The following is a 17,094-nucleotide window of genomic DNA, read 5'->3' as shown; positions in this document are numbered from 1 at the left end:
GTATGGCCATGACCCCGATCAATCAGGAACGCTTGCGTCGTTTTCGCGCCAACCGCCGCGGTTATATCAGCCTTTGGCTGTTCAGTATCTTGTTTGGTATCAGCCTGTTTTCCGACTTCATCGCCAACGAATCGCCCATTATGGTGCGCTATCAAGGCGAGATGTTCTTCCCCGTCTTCAAGAGCTATTCCGAGTTGGATTTCGGGGGCGATTTCGACGTAACGGCGGATTACCGTGACCCCTTCATCGCCGACCTGATTGAAGCCGAGGGCTGGATGCTGTGGCCGCCCATCCGTTTCAACTACCGCACCATCAACTACGATTTACCGCGCCCCGCACCTGCCCCGCCGTCCGCCGAAAACTGGTTGGGCACAGACGACCAAGGCCGCGATGTGCTGGCACGCTTGCTGTACGGCACGCGTATTTCTATTTTGTTTGGCTTCACCCTCACTGTGCTGACCTCCATTGTGGGCATTGCCGTGGGGGCGTTGATGGGTTTTTACGGTGGCAAGATCGACCTCTTTGGCCAACGCGTGCTGGAAATCTGGTCGAGTCTGCCAACGCTGTTCATCCTCATCATCATTGCCAGCATCGTACAGCCCACGTTCTGGATATTGATGGGTATCTTGTTGCTGTTTGGCTGGATGGGCTTGGTGGGGCTGGTGCGTGCCGAAACGCTGCGGGTACGCAATTTCGAATATGTGCTGGCGGCCCGGGCCATGGGGTTGTCTGACCGTCGCATCGTGTTTCGGCATATTTTGCCGAATGCCCTGGTTGCTACCATTACCTTTCTGCCGTTTATTCTTTCGGGTTCTGTTACGACGCTCAGCGGCCTCGATTTCTTGGGGTTTGGTTTGCCGCCCGGCTCGCCGTCTTTAGGTGAGATGATCAACCAAGGTAAAAACAACATTCGCGCCCCGTGGGTTGGCGTGTCCGTGTTCGTGACGCTGGGTGTCATGTTGATTCTATTAACCTTCATCGGTGAAGCGGTGCGCGACGCCCTTGACCCGCGCCGCACCCGCTAAGGAAGCCCATGACAGACCTTCTATCCATTCGTAATCTCAGTATCGCCTTTGAACAGGGTGGCGAACGGCAGCGGGTTATTCACGAGGTGAACCTCAACATCCAGCGCGGAGAAACCCTGGCGCTGGTGGGGGAAAGTGGCTCCGGGAAGTCCGTCACTGCACACAGCATTGTGCGCCTGTTATCCAGCCCGCCCGCGTTTTATGAAAGTGGTGAGATTCATTTCCAAGGCCAAGAACTGCTGCACGCACCGGAAGCAGAGCTGCGTTTTCTGCGCGGCCATAAAATCAGCATGATCTTCCAAGAACCCATGACCAGCCTGAACCCGTTGCACAGCATTGAAAAGCAACTGGCCGAAGCGCTTTGGTTACACAGTGGCGGCGCGTGGAAAACTGCCCGCGCCCAAGCGCGCCCCAAAGTGTTGGAATGGCTGAACAAAGTGGGCCTGCGCGACGTCGAAAAACGCTTAAACAGCCTGCCGCACGAACTCAGCGGCGGTGAACGCCAACGCGTGATGATCGCCATGGCGTTGATCAACGAACCTGAACTGTTGATCGCCGACGAACCCACCACCGCGCTCGACGTCACCATTCAAGCGCAGGTGTTGGACTTGATTCAGCAACTGCAACGCGAACTCGGCATGGCCGTGCTGTTTATCACGCACGACTTGGGTATCGTGCGTCGCGTGGCGGACCGCGTTGCCATCATGCAGCAAGGGCGCATTGTGGAAACCGGCGACACCGAAGCCGTGTTCGAGCAACCGCAGCACGACTATACTCGTAAGCTTCTCAACGCCGTACCGTCAGGAACGCCCAGCCCAGTGCCAGCGGATGCACCGCTGATACTGCACACCGAACCGTTAAAAGTCTGGTTCCCGATGACGCGGGGCGTGTTTAAGCGTGTTTACGACCATGTGAAAGCGGTAGACGACGTACCCTTGCAGATTCGCGCCGGGGAAACGCTCGGCATCGTGGGCGAAAGCGGCTCCGGCAAAACCACCTTGGGCCGCGCCCTATTGAAGCTGGTGCCCAGCATAGGCGACATTCACTTGGTTGAAGGCGACGCCGAAACCGTCAACCTGCAAACACTGAACCACAAACACATGCGGCCCTTGCGCCGTAACCTGCAAATTATCTTTCAAGACCCGTTCGGCAGCCTGTCACCCCGCATGTCCGTAGGGCAGATCATCGCCGAAGGGTTAACCATTCATGAACAGCTCAGCGCCGACGACATAGACCAGCGCGTGATCGCCGCCCTGCAAGACGTACGGCTCGACCCTGCCACCCGCCACCGCTACCCGCATGAATTCTCCGGCGGACAACGCCAACGCATCGCCATCGCCCGCGCCTTGATCCTCAACCCCAAACTGCTGGTGCTGGACGAACCCACCTCCGCCCTCGACCGCACCGTGCAAATGGACATCATCGACCTACTGCGCCGCCTGCAACAAGAACGCCAGTTGGCCTACATATTCGTCAGCCATGACCTCGCCGTGGTCAAAGCTCTCAGCCACCGCATGATGATCATGTGCGCTGGAAAAGTGGTGGAAACAGGTAAGACAGAAGATGTGTTCAACAACCCGCAGCATGCATATACCCGGCAGCTTATTGCATCGATTGTGTAAGGAGTGGGTAGTAGAGAGAGGGGCGGTTAGCTAACCCGAATGACCACAGCTTTTTGCTTGTGCATGTGGAATTTTCTGCTGCGTGGGCAATATCGCAATTTCCCGACGTTAGTGTTGATCGTAATGACCACCAATAGCGAAGATATAAATGGATTTGTCATCGAATCGATATATTAAACGATCTTTCTGTGATATCCGCTTAGACCATAGGCCAGATAGGTTGTGTTTTAGAGGTTCAGGCTTTCCTGTACCTGTAGCAGGGTCGTTTGAACGCAACTTTTCCTTGAGCAATTTGCGCAAGGCCTTATGTAATTGTTTGTCCTTCTCGCGCATAGTCTCATACGCTTCCCAGGTGTTGCCTTCAAATACCAGTGATCTCATTCATCTGCTCTTCGGTTGGTATATAGCCTTCACTCCGGTTGTGGGTTTCAAGAGAGCTGGCAATCTGCTGCATGAGGCTCTGGTTTTGGAGAACATGTAGCGTTTCTTGCTCTCGCTCCCAGTCCTCGGCGCTCATAACAACAAAAGCCTCGCCCGCTCTACGAGTTACCTTGAGCGGTTCATGCCTGCTAACCACTTGTTCTACAACGCTTTTAAGGTTGTCTCTAAATTTGTTTACACTGATTGTATCCATAACGGCACCTTTATGTACGGATTATCCGTACAAGCTTACGATAAAAGCCTTAACAAGGCCAAGCACGGCGACGCCTTTTCTGTTGCGGTTCGACTTCGCCGTGGTCAAAGCCCTCAGCCACCGCAGGATGATCATGCGCGCCGGCAAAGTGATGGAAATGGGTAAGACAAAAGATGTGTTCAACAACCCGCAACATGCTTATACCCAGCAGCTTTTCGCTTGCGCGTGCGCGTTTTTCTGCTAAGTTCAATTGAGTTGATGCGTGTTTTTCTGGTGGTAACACGAAAATTCGCAAGAAAAACAAGCACTTGGGAATAATCCGCCCGTGTTTATGCGCACAGTGTCATGACGGCTAAATATGTTTACGCGCATGCGCGTTTTTCTAGGTGGAGCAGGCATGGAATTCAAAAAAATGCATTTATTATCAATGGGTTGCCGGGTTTTTGGGCTTTTGGCTTGCCAGAAAAACGTGCATGCGCAGAAATAAACTGTTAAGTTTTCGAGGAGAGAAGAAATGTCGCAAAGGTTATTATCCGGAGCTTTTCTCTTCTGGATTTTGATTCCCTCAGCTTTCGCTCTCACTGGAAACGAGTATCGTAACCTCGGTGATACAGAACGGTCTGCATGGGTCACGGGAGTCGCTGACGGTCTACTCACGGAACAGTTGATCCGTACAGGTGAGCAACCAGCACTTGCCAGATGCTTGGCGCAGTACACAACCAATCAAATTGTGGCTATTTTCGATAAGCATTTGGGCGAGAACCCTGAAAGCTGGAATCATCCGGCAGCGCTCTCTTTCAGGTTTAAATTTCATGGCCTCTGCAACATAGAGGACTAGAACTTAACCAGGTGGTCAATGGGACGCCTACTGCGCTGCGCTCCGTAGCCGCCCGTTACCACGGCGTTATATGCTAAAAGGTCGAACCTATGGGAAGCCTTAAAGAATCCTATTTAGAGTCAGACGAAGGCCGTCAGGAAAACTTGGCTGACGCTCTCGGCATATCTTGGGATGAGCTTTCGCAACTGGATTATACGGTAACGGAAAATATTTCAAATGAAGGGTTGCTATACGGTTACTTCATAACATTTAGTAGTAACTGCAGCGCAGAAATTCTGTCTAAAATAGCTGGCATTAGCAAATCCAGAACAATAAGTCTCTCTCCATGGATATTTGAAAGGAGCTATGAAGACCAGTACGCACTCGGTGCGATCGCGCAGAATATAGATCATCGTGCAAGTTTTTCAAATGAAATGGAATCGTCGGTTCGACTCCAAAATCTACAAATTGATGACCATGCGACAAGGCAGTTATTACTTCGCCAGACATTTATCTCGATTATTGGTGCGCTTGAAACTTTTCTTTCTGATACTTTCATTTCTAAAACACTTTCATCTGAGCACTACCTTCAACAGTTTGTCAGAAACCATCCGGAGTTCAAACAGCAAAAGATAAGTATCAGTGAGATTTACGATGTGTCAGTAAAAATTCAGGAGCGAGCCAAGACTGTCATGGTCAACACCATTTATCATAAACTACCTACTGTTAGAGAAATGTATACAGGTACATTCTCAATTGATTTTCCAAATATTTCAAATCTTCAGAAGTATATTCTTGTTCGCCACGATTTGGTTCACCGGAACGGGAAAACCACTGAAGGACGCTTAGTAAATGTCAACGACAAGCTTATTGATGAGCTAAGGAATAACGCGGTAACTTTTGTTGAAGAATTAACGAATAAGTTAGAGAGAGATTTTGACGATGATTTGCCTTTCTAGCTGCTTTACATATAACAATCCGCAGCAATCGCTCCCGTTGGTCGCTGGGACAGCCAAAACGCTGCGCTTATTTGGCCGCCCTTGTGCGGGGCGTTGAGGCTGTAAAAAAACTTCAGCCCTGTAGTCTCATGTATGTAAGGAAACAGGTTACGGGGCCCCGCCATGCCAAGTTCGTGCACTATGACTACAATCAGATATCAATGGCGGCTATAGCCGCTGCTGCGCTGCTGTATAACCGCTTAATGGTTTCAATAGTTATGTTTCTTTACCGCACCTGTTAACTGGTGCTATTAATGGCACCAATTCGTTGGCTAGGCAATCATTATGCAGGTGAAATTTTCCGAGGATGTCGTTCCTCTATCAGACCTTAAAATCAATCCCGGAAAGGTGGTTGGTCGAGCACAAGAAACGCATCGCCCAATCCTGCTTACCAGCCGTGGCCGCGGCATAGCTGTTGTGCAGGGGCTCGAGGATTATGAGAGAACTGCCGAGGAATTGCGGTTTGTAAAGGCGGTGGCACAGGGGCTTATGGATGTTCGCGAGGGCAACACCATATCGTTGGAGGACGCCAAGAAAACGTTGGGCATCAAGTAAATGGAATTACGCATCGCACAGTCCGCTATTGAGGACTTACAAGCAGTTCAGGAGTATTACAAAGAGCAGGATGTGCCACCTATCAGTGATGATTTCGTGGCTGCTATCCTAGAGCACTGTGAAATGCTTCAAATCCACCCTGATACTGACCGAGTTGTTCCTGAATTCAACATGGATCATATTCGCGAATTGATTCACGTGCCGTTTCGAGTTGTCTATCTCAGGCAGGCTAAAGAGGTTGTGCTCATACGAGTCTGGCGGAGTGAGAGGAAGCTCAAATTGCCAGCAAACGAAACATAACCATGCTATACCTGCGAAAGTATGTGTGCCGCCAAGAAAAGCCCGAATTCTAGAGTGAATAGGTGAGGAACGTATATGCTAGAACTAAGACCAAACTGTGAGTGCTGTGACAAAGATCTGCCACCAGAATCTTTGGAGGCGGTGATTTGCACGTTTGAATGCACGTTCTGTGTGAGCTGTGCTGAAACGGTACTGGACGGTCACTGCCCCAACTGTGGTGGTAACCTGGTGCAGCGCCCGATTCGACCGGCAGCTTTGTTAAAGAATAATCCGGCCTCTACCAAACGAGTTTTAAAGGAAAACGGCTGTGTAGCAGGTAGTGCGTAACAACACGCATCAGGCTCGGTTGATCAAAAACGGTTCTCTGAGCCTGGCATTAACGACATATTGGTGTCAGCACAGCCATTGGGTGCATTCTGTTGTGGCACTCAGGGTATAAACTGTGGTCAGTATTAGGAAGGAGCCGACCAATGAATGATTTCCCCACCACCGATACGCTTTACCATCACATCAGCGAGTTAGTGCAACAGGCACGTCAGCAAATCCAGCGCAGCGTCAACACTGCCATGGTGCACACCTACTGGCACATTGGCCGTTTGATTATCGAGCATGAACAGCAAGGCGACAGCCGCGCTGCTTACGGTAGACAACAGCTTGAGCAGCTATCCATCCGCCTGACTGGCGAATTTGGTAAAGGGTTTGATGCCCGTAACTTGCGTAATATGCGAGCATTTTATCAATGCTTCCCAATTTGGAACGCAGTGCGTCCCGAATTGAGTTGGACACACTACCGCGTGTTACTGCGGGTAGAAAATTCTGATGCTCGGGCATGGTATATGGACGAAGCCGCTGGTCAGCACTGGAGTAGTCGCGCCCTAGAACGCCAGATCGGCACCCTGTATTACGAACGCCTACTATCCAGCCGTGAAAAAGATCCAGTCGCCGCCGAGGCACAAGAGAAAACCCCACCATCGGCCTGATTTTATGCAGCGAACACAACCACACCGTCGCCCAGTATTCCGTGCTTAAAGACAGCCAACAACTGTTTGCCTCGAAATACCTCACCGTACTGCCCAGTGAGGAAGAACTGCAGCGCGAACTTGAGCGTGAACGGCGTATAATCGAACAACGAATAGAAGAACAGCGGGGCCGGTATTGTGGCTAAAGAACGTAGTAACAGCTTCAACAGACACCAGACTAAATACGAAGGTTAATGCCAACCATAGCCTATCCAGTATCGTTACAAACCTGATACAAAATGTAACCGATTACAGTTAATCGGCTATTTTTCCTCAGAAAACAGCCACTTACTACCCGCTTACTGCTTCAAAGAAACCAGTCCATGCGATAATTTGCGTATTTTACGTACACATCAGCTTGACCAGTCCTATTTTTATGAATACTCTCCTGTAACCGGTTACATAACAATAAAACAAAACACAGTAAGTCGGTTTTTTTAGCCCAGCATGTAACCGCTTACAGTAGGACAAACACCATGGCCACCATCAAAGAAGTTTCACGCCTTGCCAATGTTTCTGTTGCCACCGTATCGCGCGTGGTGAACGGCAATAAATGGGTGGCGGAAGAAACGCAAGAGCGGGTTCGGGCGGCCATGGCGCAGTTGGATTACACACCGAATAACGCCGCGCGTGCGCTGGCCACCAACAAAACCGACACCATTGGTATGGTGGTGGGCGATTTAAGCGGCCCCTTTTATGGCGACTTGATGTATCAGGTGGAACAAGAAGTACGTGCCTTGGGTAAGCACCTGATCGTCACCAGTGGCCACGGCAACTGGGACGACGAGAACGACGCCATTGAATTCCTGCTGCAACGTCAGGTTGATGCCTTAATTCTGCATGTAGACGCCATCAGTGACGAGGAACTGTTCACCTTAAGCCAGCGCACGGACTGCCCTATTGTGTTGGTGAACCGCTTCGTCCCCGAGCTGGCGGCGCAGTGCATTCATCTGGACAACGAGTTGGGCGGCCGCCTGTTGACCGAGTATTTGATTGCCCAAGGGCACCGCAACATCGCCTGCATTACCGGGCCGTTGTACAAGTCCGACAGCCGCGACCGTTTGCAAGGTTATCGCCAAGCGTTGGACAACGCTGGTATTGCCTACCGTGCCGAGCTGGTGGTGGAAGGTGATTACACCGAACCCGGCGGTAGCTTGGCGATGGAACGTCTATTGCGCCGCGATCAGCCAATGACGGCGGTCTTGTGCAGCAATGATTTGATGGCCTATGGCGCTATTCGCTTGGCCAAAAGCCAGGGCATTGCGGTGCCCAAGCAGCTCTCGGTGGCGGGGTACGACAACATTGTGATGTCTGCTTACATTGAACCGGGCCTCACCACCATGCATGTACCCATCGGACAAATGGGTGTGCAGGCCGGGCAGTTGGCAGTGGCATTGGCCGAAAAACGACCGCATGCCACACAACACCATTTTGATCCGTCGTTGGTCGTTCGGGAGTCTGTCAGTCCCCAAAAATGACCCATGACGTGCACTACGTTACGCAAGACCCATAAGCAAGACCGTAAAACGAAAACCATAAAAACGATAAAAACAACATGTAAACTGGAGGCATTCCATGAAACTGAAACACACCGCTGGCCTTGCGCTGGCTTCGTTCGCCCTCTCCGCTGGCGCGTTAGCCGCCGAATTGCGCATTGATGGCTTCCCGGACTACGACAGTCAACTGAACCGTATTTTGCCCGCTTTTGAAGCGGCAACGGGTCATTCCGTTGAGCAACTGATGAACAACCACGGCGACCACCACAACAAAATCGCGACCAATCTGGCCACTGGCCAAGGGGCCGGTGATGTGGTGCTGATCGACGTGGGCTTCGTCGGTTCATTTGTTGACCAAGGTGGCTTTGTTGACCTGACCGACCGCTTCGCCCCACACGCCAGTAACTACGCGGAATACGCCGTAGCACAAGGCAAGGGTGGTGATGGCCGTCAGTACGCTGTGCCGGTGGATTTGGGACCCGGCGTCATGTATTTCCGCCGCGACTATATGGAAGACTTGGGCTACAACCTGAGCGATGTGATGGCCTCGTGGGACAGCTACATTGACTACGGTAAAGAGCTGAAAGAAAAACACGGTGTTTTGTTGATCGGTAACGCCGCTGCCATTGCCGCCGCGTACATCAACTTTAACGTTGAACCCGGTAACGGCCTGTATTTTGATGCCGACGGCAATTCGATTGTCACCAGTGATCGCTTTGTACGCGCCTTCGAGTTGGCGAAAGAAGTCCGTGATGCCGGTTTAGACGGCAACATCAGCGAGTGGACGGAAGATTGGTACACCGGTTTCCGTGAAGGAACCTTTGCAACGCAAATGTCCGGTGCTTGGTTGTTGGGCCACTTGCAAAACTGGATGGCACCAGAAACGGCTGGTAACTGGGGTGTAAGCCACCTGCCGGGCGGAATCTACGGTTCTTGGGGTGGTTCTTTCCTGGGTATTCCTAAGCAGTCCAGCAACCCGGAAGCAGCTTGGAGCCTGATCGAACACATGATCAGCGCCGAAAACCAACTGGCCGGGTTCAAAAACATTGCCGCCTTCCCTGCCCATACTGGCACCTATGACGACGCCAGCTTCGATGAGCCCATCGAGTTCTTGCGCGGTCAGCAAGCTCGTCTGATGTTTGCGGAAATTGCCGAAAACGTCACGGCGGTTGAACCGCACAAAGGTGACTTGATTGCCCAATCGTTGGTTATTCAAACCGCGCTTGAGCAAGTGTTGAACGATGGTATGCCCATCGCCACTGCGTTACGCAACGCCGACGCGCAGATTCGCCGCCGCGTCCGCTAAGCCATAGAAAAGGCCATTCACTCCGCCGGTACATTCTGCCGGTGGTGGTCGGTGAATGGCCTGTTCCAGTATCGAATTCTTCGTTTATTTTCTCAGGATCTGGTCATGAGTAATCCCCTGACAATCCAATCCGCCACGGTACAGCCGAAGGCAACCAAACGGGAAACCACGTCGGACAAGCTCAAGCGCTTTGGCAGCAAGAGCACGCCCTACTGGTTTGTGTCGCCCTACATCATCATCTTTGGCGTGTTTGGGGTGTTCCCGATCTTTTTTATGGTGTTTCTGTCATTTCACCACTGGAATCCGGTCGCGGGGCTGAGTTCTATGCGCTGGGTCGGGCTGGAAAACTACGCGCTGGCCTTAACGGACCCGACGTTGTGGCAGTCGCTGTGGAATACCTTTGTCATGGCGATTTTATCGGGTGTACCCCAGCATGCGGTGGCCTTGCCGATGGCCTATCTCTTGGTGTCTTTGGGTGCACGGGCACGCCACTGGCTGACCACGGCTTACTTTTTACCGTACATCACGTCCACCATTGCGGTGTCGATGATTTTCTTCGTGATGTATTCGCCGCAAAGCGGCTTGATCAACCATTTATTGAGTGGGCTGGCCAACGGTGCGCTTACCGAATGGGCCTTCGGTTGGATCAATAACTTTATGCCCATTGCTTGGCTGCAAGAAAACGTGCTGATCCGTTACTCCATTTCTTTTGTGGTATTTTGGAAGTATGTGGGCTTTAACATCGTGATCTACACCGCCGGTCTGGCGACCATTTCCAATGATCTCTACGAAGCGGCGAAAATAGATGGCGCGTCGTCTTGGCAGCGCTTCCGCTACATCGCCATTCCGCTGATGCGGCCGTTCATCTTCTTTGCGGTTACGCTCACCATCATCGGTAACATGAACCTGTTTGAAGAGCCTTACGTGCTGACGCGTGGGCTGCAGACCGCTGCGACCAATGGCATGACGATCTCGAACTACCTGTATCGAGTGGCGTGGGAATGGCTCGATATGGGTTCAGCGGCCGCAATTTCCTGGGTGCTGTTTGTCATCGTGGGCACCCTGACCGGCATCTATTTCTGGCTGTTCGGTCGCAAAGGCTTGGAGGGTAATTAAATGCTACGCATACTTGAAAACGAACACTACCAGCGTGGCATAGACCTCAGCCTGAAGCTGATTTTATGGCTGGTGTTGCTGATGGGCGTGGTGATCACGGTGTTCCCGTTCATCTGGTCGGGAATTTTGTCCACCCATGACCGCACCACCATGTTCAGCACCACGCTGACCATCGCCTTCAGCGATCAGTTGGTGAACAATTACCGCCAACTGCAAGAAATCATGCCGTTCTGGAACGCCATGTACAACAGCTTGAAAGTGGCCGGTTTGGGCACGCTGTTTTCCTTGATGTTTTGCAGCATGGTAGGCTACGCCTTAGCGGTGTTCCGCTTTCGTGGCCGGAATGTGCTGTTCACGGTCATGATTTGCTCGATGATGATTCCGCCGGTACTGACGTTGATCCCCTATTTTATGGTGATCAACGCCATCGGCTTAACCAATACCCATATCGCGGTTTGGTTGCCCTTCACCATCAGCCCCTTTGGTATCTTTTTGATTCGCCAATACGTAGTGGCGTCGATCCCGCGTGACTTGCTGGAAGCGGCTAAACTGGACGGTGCTGGCGAGTTCAGAATTTACTGGAGCGTGGTACTGCCCTTGTTGCGCCCCGGTTTGGCTACACTGGCCATCGTGCAGTTCGTGATGTTATGGAATAATTTTTTACATCCGCTGGTCATCTTGAACAGTCAGGATATGCAGGTCATCACCCAAGCCTTGCGCAGCGTGCAAAGCATTCCCAACACGCCTTGGGGTGCCGTGATGTTAGGCACTACACTGTCTATTGTGCCCTTGCTGATTATCTATCTGTTGTCGAGCAAGCAAATGATTTCTGGCCTTACGTCGGGTGCGGTGAAATAACCGCACTTGGCCTGACCGCTATTCAACCCTTGGAGTATTTATGAGCTTTAACATTCCTGCCGATTCACCCATCCGCCAACCGTCATTTGTCTACGGTGTCGCTACCGCAGCCTTTCAAATAGAAGGCGATATTCACACCGATGGTCGGGTCGATAGCATCTGGGATGTGTTCTGCCGCGAGCCAGGCCGTGTGCTGAACGCCGACAACGGCGAACCCGCATGCCAGCATTATCGCCTGTGGGAACAGGATTTAGACCTACTGAAAGACCTGGGTGTTGACGCTTATCGTCTGTCCATCGCCTGGCCGCGTATCGTCCCTGCACGTGGTGAAGTGAATGAATTGGGCCTAGCGTTTTACGAGCGCCTGATTGATGGCTTAATCACACGGGGAATTAAGCCAGTGGTTACCCTGTACCACTGGGATTTACCTTACTATTTAGAAGAAAAAGGCGGCTGGTTAAATCGGGAAACGGCCTACGCGTTTGCGGAATACGCCGAAGTAGTGGTTGGCCGTTTAGGCAACAAAGTCACCCACTGGGCGACCTTCAATGAGCCGTTCTGTAGCTCTTTTCTGAGTTATCAGATTGGCGTACATGCCCCCGGCTACCAAGAACCAGCGTGGGCGTACACGGCGGCGCATCACCTATTGCTGGCGCACGGCTTAGCCTTGCCCATCATGCGCGGTCTGGCACCGGAAAGTGAACACGGAATTGTGTTGAACTTCACCCCGGCATACCCCGCTACCGACAGTGCAGCAGACCAAGCGGCGGCCGACCGGACCGACATCATTGATACCCATTGGTTTATCTGCCCGTTGTTGACCGGGGAATACTACGCCGGATACTTCGACCAGCACCCTGAACTCAAACCGGTGATTTTCCCCGGCGATATGGCGTTGATCAGCCAAACCGTCGACTTCATTGGCGTGAACTTCTACACCCGCCATGTCGTGCGTGACCACAACGACGCGTCAGAATTTGTGCCGCAAACCGGCGCCGAGCACACGCACATTGGCTGGGAAGTCTACCCCGAAGCGTTAACGTATCTGTTGGTCAAGCTGCACCAAACCTACGCCAACCTGCCGCCGATGTTTATTACTGAAAATGGTATGGCGGGCGATGATCACCTAACCGCCGACGGAAAGGTGAACGACGAACAGCGCGTACGCTACTATGAACGCCACCTGACAGCGGTGGGCGAAGCGATGAAACAAGGCGTCGACATGCGTGGCTACTTTGCCTGGAGCCTGATGGACAACTTTGAATGGGCATTTGGCTACAGCCAGCGGTTCGGCTTGGTGTATGTGGATTACGACACTCAAGAACGCACCGTTAAACGCAGCGGTGAACTGTATAAGGCCTGGATTGCGGAACAGCGCGGGCGGTAGTTCAAAACGGGTGAGCCTTTGCGGCTCACCCAAACTTTTTAGCTGTTAAAAGCCGTACTCAAGAACCGCGAGACCTTATGCCTCAATTGGCGCCAACGAAAACCCGAACACACTCCCTTTATCACGGCGACGGTAAAACACCTCTCCGCCGTGCAATTTAGCGACTTCGGAGACCAGATACAGCCCAATGCCTAAGCCGCTGATGTGCGTGTGTGCCTGGGCATTGGCGGCTCGAAAGAAACGCTCGAACAACCTGGGTTCACTCGCCGGGTCTACGCCTATGCCTTCATCCAGTACGGCAAATTGAATGGCGTTGCCATTGCCTGAAACCTGCAGGGTTACGGTGCCGCCTTCGGGCGAGTACTTGATCGCATTGTCGATCAGGTTTAACAGAGCTAACACCAGCCAGCGTGGGTCTCCGTCTATGTTGAGTTGGTGAAGTTGGTTATCCACCACCAAGCGGTGCCGGTCGGTCGTTAAGGCTAAGCTTGCGACATCGTGCAATAGCGCATCCATTTCAATGGTTTCATGTTGTAGCGGTTGGGTCAGTTGGCTCAGGCGATTTTCCGCTAGGGCGTTGTCCACCAGATTATTCAGCCGCGCTACCGCCACACGGGCCCGTTGTAGGCGTGGTGTAAGTGCAGCCTGTTGATCGGCGAGTTGCAATTGCATATTCGATAAGGCGGTTTCCAGTACGGCCAATGGCGTACGCAGTTCATGTGCCATGAGGTTGTAGAACCGCCGCATATCGGCCGTGCGTTCTTGTTCAACGAGCAGTTGTTGTTCGTCTTCGCGCAGTTTCAACAGCACGACCAGTACGGTAAAGGGAACTTGCAACATGGCGCTCAACGGCCATAGGTGGGTGGTCCAGAAATTCAGTGGCAGATACCCCAAATTGCGTAAGGCTTGCAGCAGTACCGCCAGCATGCCCGGTACAAAGGTGATCAATAGCAGCAGTGCGCGGTTTGGTTGCACCCGGATCATCGCAATGCAGGTCGTTATGGTCAGCAGCAACACGCTGAGCGCATACAGCATAAACATTGGAGCCAGCGTAGGGTACGAACCAAACGCGCTGGTTAGAAACCCGATCGCGGCGATAGCGATACAAAGATCAAACACCCGTGCCAGCCAAGGAAGCAATGAACCAATTTGTAAATAGCTGCGCACAAACAACAATAAAAACCCAGCCACAGAAAAGCTCGCTGTGCCCATGGTGTAGTCGGTTAATTTCGGGTGTTCGGGAAAGAGGTATTGCAGGTCAAAGCCATTCAGCGTGAAGATTACCCAGCCAAAACACAGTAAATAGGCGGCCACACTGTAAAAGGTGCCTTGTTGGGTCCAGAGTCCACTGAGTAAGCTGACCATAACGGCCAACACCACCAAACCGAAGACTACGCCATAAAACAAACTGGTGTTGAGTTGGGAGGTATAGAGCGCATCGGGTTGCCAGAGTTCAGCGTTTAGGGTGAGTGCACTGGTGGTCTGTATCCGCAGCAATAGGTCTATGCCGGTACTGGGAACCACCAGTGGGAAGATGATGGATCGACTTTCCAGCGGTCGTTGGTTGATGGCGACGTGGTCACCGGAAGCAAGCTGCTCTACGCGGTCATCGTCGTGTCGTATATACAGCGTTACTTGGTCTAGAAACGTCGGGTTTACCTGCAACCAGATGTCTTCTTCATTGCTTGCTGTTAACGAGAAACGCACCCACAAAGCGCCCGAGCGGTAGCCTAAACTCAGGCCCTGTGTTGCCGTTTGCCACGCCATGTCGTCGATGCCATTTGGCATGGGTGTATCGGTAGCCCACACCGCATCGGCATTTAACAGGCCGGTGGCATCGTACCGCCACTGGGCATGCGGTAACACCGATAGCCCGCGTTCCGATGTGATCTGTGACACATCAATGGCCACTTGTGCATTGAGGCTGCCAGCAAACGCCGATACCATAAGCAACAAGAAACAACAGCGAAATATGGACATGCCCCGCATTTTAGTCATTGAAGATCACCCGGACCTGCGCATTGAAATGGTCGATTATCTGAAATTCCTTGGCTTTGATACCACAGGTGCAGATTCCATCGCCAGTATGAATGCAGCGCTGAGCAAGCAGTGTTTCGATGTGGTGCTGTTGGATTTAGGCTTGCCAGACGGGGATGCGATGACCGAAATTGCCCCGCTGCGGGCGAAATTGGGCTTGGCCATTGGCATTATTATTGTGTCAGCGCGCGGTAGTGCAGACGAGCGCGTGCAGGGATTGGCCGCCGGCGCCGACCATTATTTGGTGAAGCCAGTACATTTGCCGGAGCTTTCGACCTTAATTGAGCGCCTATGCGAGCGTTTGCCACCGGAATCCGAGGGCTGGGTGTTGCGTAAAAGTCTGCATGAATTGCAGGCACCTAATGGCCAAACCGTCAGCCTGACCGGGGGCGAGTTTACCTTGGTCTTAGAATTAGCACAGGCGGAAGAAGAACTCAGCCGGGAACATTTATGCCGCCGTTTGCAGCCCGGTGGCGCGGTGACGGATACGCGGAAATTGGATACCTATTTCAGCCGATTGCGCAGTAAAATCCGTCAGCAATCGGCGATGGAACTGCCCATTCATGCGTTTCGCAATCGTGGCTATGCCTTGAGTGAACCGGTAAAAATTGTCCGTTAATGCCGTAAAGTCGAAGGCATTGCTTTACCATGGCGACATTCTGTTAATTCTGTGTGGATGATGACCCTCTTGCGACCTCTGATGTTACTCTTTGCCGCTTGTCTGAGTGCCGTTGCGGCGGCCCAACAATGGCAAAACCTGACCCTGTATAACCCGGCTGACGAACGCTTGTTTTGGGAAAGCCCTTCCATTGAGCAGGCTACCGACTTCACATTATTGGGTTATCAAGGTTATGACGCCTTCAGTCAATATGCGCGGCGTAGTCTGTTTACCAACAATGCGCTGGCACCCGCCCTGCTTGATGTTGGCATGTGGCTGTTTGTGTTGCCTGAGCCAAAACGCTGGATGCAAAACAGATGGCAGCAGGAATGGTTGCGCGACCAAGGCATTGCAAGCCGTTCGGAAGCCTACTATTACTGGTCGGAAGACCCCACCCGCAAAGCCTATGTTTATGGCGTCAGTGATGCGGCGTTGGCTGATGTTAAGGCGCATGACCCGGTGACCATGGTGCGCTTAAGCACCGCACGTTATGAGTCATCGTTTGTGCTGGGGCGGCAATACGCCGAAGACAGCTTTTTCAATCATGCGCAACCGCGCTACCGTTTGGCCAAGGCGCATAATGTGCTGTTTGACCTGTTCAATCTATATCAGTGCCGTGAAAACGGGCGTGATGACTTGCCGCAAAGCGAACCCGAGTTGCAACAGGATATTGTGGGTTATGAGTGCCGCAGTTGGGTGTATGACCTGCATCGCCCCGATGCCAACTATATTGAGCGGCCGCAACGTTATTTGCGTTGGGATGATTTAAGCCAAGACGAACAAGACTACCTGAACCAAGCCTTCTGGTTCAGTTGGTTGAATGTGGTCGATGGTCATCTATTGGCCGAGGTGCAGGAAGCCGAACAAAACCGGCTGAGCTTTCAACCCACTCCTTTCGGGCGCAGTTTCGGCTGGCATCATTTGCGCTATCAACGCGGTTTGAAAATGGCGTGGGAATTTTACCTGCACCAGAATCGTGAACGCAGTTTACCGGCGCTCAGTATCAGCATCATCGACAACCCCGCATTGGGTGGGTTGTTAACCTTGCGCGGGCATGGCTGGCAACAGCCGGACGACTTGCGGTTCGACAGCACGAGCGCCAACGAAGGCTGGGCGCTGGAAGCGAGTTTCAGCCGTGTGCTATTTGGGCCGCTGCGGGCACAAGCCGACTGGCACTACAAAACCGCCGGTTGGATGCCGGGCGTGCCGTCGCTTGATGAAGGGCATGCGTGGCAGTTCGGAATCGACGTACGCTTGTTTCAATAG

Annotated in this window: 18 protein-coding genes; 15 read left to right on the top strand and 3 right to left on the bottom strand. The window is 52.4% G+C overall.

From position 1 onward, the window contains the following. Positions 1–2: 2 nt before the first annotated feature. Positions 3–1,025, top strand: coding sequence for an ABC transporter permease (locus ACFOSD_RS05060; protein ID WP_380692841.1), 1,023 nt, complete (start codon positions 3–5; stop codon positions 1,023–1,025). Between the two features lie 8 nt (positions 1,026–1,033). Beyond that, positions 1,034–2,647 carry an ABC transporter ATP-binding protein gene (locus ACFOSD_RS05055; RefSeq protein ID WP_380692843.1) on the top strand — a complete coding sequence of 538 codons (1,614 nt, stop codon included), beginning with the start codon at positions 1,034–1,036 and terminating at the stop codon, positions 2,645–2,647. A 108-nt stretch (positions 2,648–2,755) separates the two neighbouring features. On the opposite strand, the gene ACFOSD_RS05050 is transcribed toward ACFOSD_RS05055, so the two are convergent. Next, positions 2,756–2,980, bottom strand: a complete 225-nt coding sequence (locus ACFOSD_RS05050) for a Txe/YoeB family addiction module toxin (RefSeq protein ID WP_380707559.1) — start codon at positions 2,978–2,980, stop codon at positions 2,756–2,758. 28 nt (positions 2,981–3,008) lie between these two features. Next, positions 3,009–3,281, bottom strand: coding sequence for a type II toxin-antitoxin system Phd/YefM family antitoxin (locus ACFOSD_RS05045; protein WP_380692847.1), 273 nt, complete (start codon positions 3,279–3,281; stop codon positions 3,009–3,011). A gap of 927 nt (positions 3,282–4,208) precedes the next feature. Here ACFOSD_RS05045 and ACFOSD_RS05040 point away from each other — a divergent pair. The 11 genes from ACFOSD_RS05040 (at position 4,209) to ACFOSD_RS04990 (ending at position 13,133) form a co-directional block, all read left to right on the top strand. Then, the gene (locus tag ACFOSD_RS05040) at positions 4,209–5,057 is read left to right on the top strand and encodes a hypothetical protein (protein ID WP_380692849.1); all 849 of its coding nucleotides are present in this window, start codon (positions 4,209–4,211) and stop codon (positions 5,055–5,057) included. A 324-nt stretch (positions 5,058–5,381) separates the two neighbouring features. Next, on the top strand, positions 5,382–5,651 hold the full coding sequence (locus ACFOSD_RS05035) for a type II toxin-antitoxin system Phd/YefM family antitoxin (protein ID WP_380692852.1): 270 nt from the start codon (positions 5,382–5,384) through the stop codon (positions 5,649–5,651). Continuing rightward, a complete protein-coding gene (locus tag ACFOSD_RS05030) occupies positions 5,652–5,951 on the top strand; it encodes a type II toxin-antitoxin system RelE/ParE family toxin (RefSeq protein ID WP_380692854.1) in 300 nt (99 codons plus the stop codon). A gap of 75 nt (positions 5,952–6,026) precedes the next feature. After that, positions 6,027–6,278 (top strand): DUF1272 domain-containing protein, encoded by a 252-nt coding sequence (locus tag ACFOSD_RS05025; RefSeq protein WP_380692856.1) that lies wholly within the window; start codon positions 6,027–6,029, stop codon positions 6,276–6,278. 143 nt (positions 6,279–6,421) lie between these two features. Continuing rightward, positions 6,422–6,931: a DUF1016 N-terminal domain-containing protein gene (locus ACFOSD_RS05020; RefSeq protein ID WP_380692858.1), complete on the top strand. Its 510-nt coding sequence runs from the start codon at positions 6,422–6,424 to the stop codon at positions 6,929–6,931. Then, complete coding sequence (locus ACFOSD_RS05015) at positions 6,922–7,116, top strand: hypothetical protein (RefSeq protein ID WP_380707557.1); 195 nt, start codon at positions 6,922–6,924, stop codon at positions 7,114–7,116. The genes ACFOSD_RS05020 and ACFOSD_RS05015 overlap by 10 nt, the downstream gene beginning before the upstream one ends. Positions 7,117–7,446: 330 nt before the next feature. After that, complete coding sequence (locus ACFOSD_RS05010) at positions 7,447–8,448, top strand: LacI family DNA-binding transcriptional regulator (protein WP_380692860.1); 1,002 nt, start codon at positions 7,447–7,449, stop codon at positions 8,446–8,448. Positions 8,449–8,545: 97 nt separating this feature from the next. Continuing rightward, complete coding sequence (locus ACFOSD_RS05005; protein ID WP_380692863.1) at positions 8,546–9,772, top strand: ABC transporter substrate-binding protein; 1,227 nt, start codon at positions 8,546–8,548, stop codon at positions 9,770–9,772. A 105-nt stretch (positions 9,773–9,877) separates the two neighbouring features. Next, on the top strand, positions 9,878–10,888 hold the full coding sequence (locus tag ACFOSD_RS05000) for a carbohydrate ABC transporter permease (protein ID WP_380692865.1): 1,011 nt from the start codon (positions 9,878–9,880) through the stop codon (positions 10,886–10,888). Then, on the top strand, positions 10,889–11,746 hold the full coding sequence (locus ACFOSD_RS04995; RefSeq protein ID WP_380692867.1) for a carbohydrate ABC transporter permease: 858 nt from the start codon (positions 10,889–10,891) through the stop codon (positions 11,744–11,746). A gap of 40 nt (positions 11,747–11,786) precedes the next feature. Continuing rightward, on the top strand, positions 11,787–13,133 hold the full coding sequence (locus ACFOSD_RS04990) for a GH1 family beta-glucosidase (RefSeq protein WP_380692869.1): 1,347 nt from the start codon (positions 11,787–11,789) through the stop codon (positions 13,131–13,133). Positions 13,134–13,208: 75 nt separating this feature from the next. Here ACFOSD_RS04990 and ACFOSD_RS04985 read toward each other — a convergent pair whose 3' ends face one another. Next, the gene (locus ACFOSD_RS04985) at positions 13,209–15,113 is read right to left on the bottom strand and encodes a sensor histidine kinase (RefSeq protein WP_380692871.1); all 1,905 of its coding nucleotides are present in this window, start codon (positions 15,111–15,113) and stop codon (positions 13,209–13,211) included. Here ACFOSD_RS04985 and ACFOSD_RS04980 point away from each other — a divergent pair. Together ACFOSD_RS04980 and ACFOSD_RS04975 are read left to right on the top strand one after the other, a co-directional pair. Further along, on the top strand, positions 15,112–15,789 hold the full coding sequence (locus ACFOSD_RS04980; protein ID WP_380692873.1) for a response regulator transcription factor: 678 nt from the start codon (positions 15,112–15,114) through the stop codon (positions 15,787–15,789). The genes ACFOSD_RS04985 and ACFOSD_RS04980 overlap by 2 nt on opposite strands. A gap of 81 nt (positions 15,790–15,870) precedes the next feature. Further along, entirely contained in the window at positions 15,871–17,094 is a 1,224-nt protein-coding gene (locus ACFOSD_RS04975; protein ID WP_380692875.1) for a hypothetical protein, read from the top strand.

This window comes from Salinispirillum marinum (genome assembly GCF_042650105.1).
Taxonomy (GTDB): Bacteria; Pseudomonadota; Gammaproteobacteria; order Pseudomonadales; family Natronospirillaceae; genus Salinispirillum; species Salinispirillum marinum.
The sequence above is the reverse complement of the archived record's forward strand: the minus strand, read 5'-3'. Positions and strand labels throughout refer to the sequence as shown.

Excerpts from the sequence above, each read along its gene's own strand:
- ACFOSD_RS05045 (WP_380692847.1), bottom strand. The coding sequence starts at position 3,281 with ATGGATACAATCAGTGTAAACAAATTTAGAGACAACCTTAAAAGCGTT.
- ACFOSD_RS05055 (WP_380692843.1), top strand. The coding sequence starts at position 1,034 with ATGACAGACCTTCTATCCATTCGTAATCTCAGTATCGCCTTTGAACAG.
- ACFOSD_RS04975 (WP_380692875.1), top strand. The coding sequence starts at position 15,871 with ATGTTACTCTTTGCCGCTTGTCTGAGTGCCGTTGCGGCGGCCCAACAA.
- ACFOSD_RS05030 (WP_380692854.1), top strand. The coding sequence starts at position 5,652 with ATGGAATTACGCATCGCACAGTCCGCTATTGAGGACTTACAAGCAGTT.
- ACFOSD_RS04995 (WP_380692867.1), top strand. The coding sequence starts at position 10,889 with ATGCTACGCATACTTGAAAACGAACACTACCAGCGTGGCATAGACCTC.
- ACFOSD_RS04980 (WP_380692873.1), top strand. The coding sequence starts at position 15,112 with ATGCCCCGCATTTTAGTCATTGAAGATCACCCGGACCTGCGCATTGAA.
- ACFOSD_RS05060 (WP_380692841.1), top strand. The coding sequence starts at position 3 with ATGGCCATGACCCCGATCAATCAGGAACGCTTGCGTCGTTTTCGCGCC.
- ACFOSD_RS05035 (WP_380692852.1), top strand. The coding sequence starts at position 5,382 with ATGCAGGTGAAATTTTCCGAGGATGTCGTTCCTCTATCAGACCTTAAA.
- ACFOSD_RS04990 (WP_380692869.1), top strand. The coding sequence starts at position 11,787 with ATGAGCTTTAACATTCCTGCCGATTCACCCATCCGCCAACCGTCATTT.
- ACFOSD_RS05025 (WP_380692856.1), top strand. The coding sequence starts at position 6,027 with ATGCTAGAACTAAGACCAAACTGTGAGTGCTGTGACAAAGATCTGCCA.
- ACFOSD_RS05040 (WP_380692849.1), top strand. The coding sequence starts at position 4,209 with ATGGGAAGCCTTAAAGAATCCTATTTAGAGTCAGACGAAGGCCGTCAG.
- ACFOSD_RS05000 (WP_380692865.1), top strand. The coding sequence starts at position 9,878 with ATGAGTAATCCCCTGACAATCCAATCCGCCACGGTACAGCCGAAGGCA.
- ACFOSD_RS04985 (WP_380692871.1), bottom strand. The coding sequence starts at position 15,113 with ATGTCCATATTTCGCTGTTGTTTCTTGTTGCTTATGGTATCGGCGTTT.
- ACFOSD_RS05020 (WP_380692858.1), top strand. The coding sequence starts at position 6,422 with ATGAATGATTTCCCCACCACCGATACGCTTTACCATCACATCAGCGAG.
- ACFOSD_RS05050 (WP_380707559.1), bottom strand. The coding sequence starts at position 2,980 with ATGCGCGAGAAGGACAAACAATTACATAAGGCCTTGCGCAAATTGCTC.
- ACFOSD_RS05005 (WP_380692863.1), top strand. The coding sequence starts at position 8,546 with ATGAAACTGAAACACACCGCTGGCCTTGCGCTGGCTTCGTTCGCCCTC.
- ACFOSD_RS05010 (WP_380692860.1), top strand. The coding sequence starts at position 7,447 with ATGGCCACCATCAAAGAAGTTTCACGCCTTGCCAATGTTTCTGTTGCC.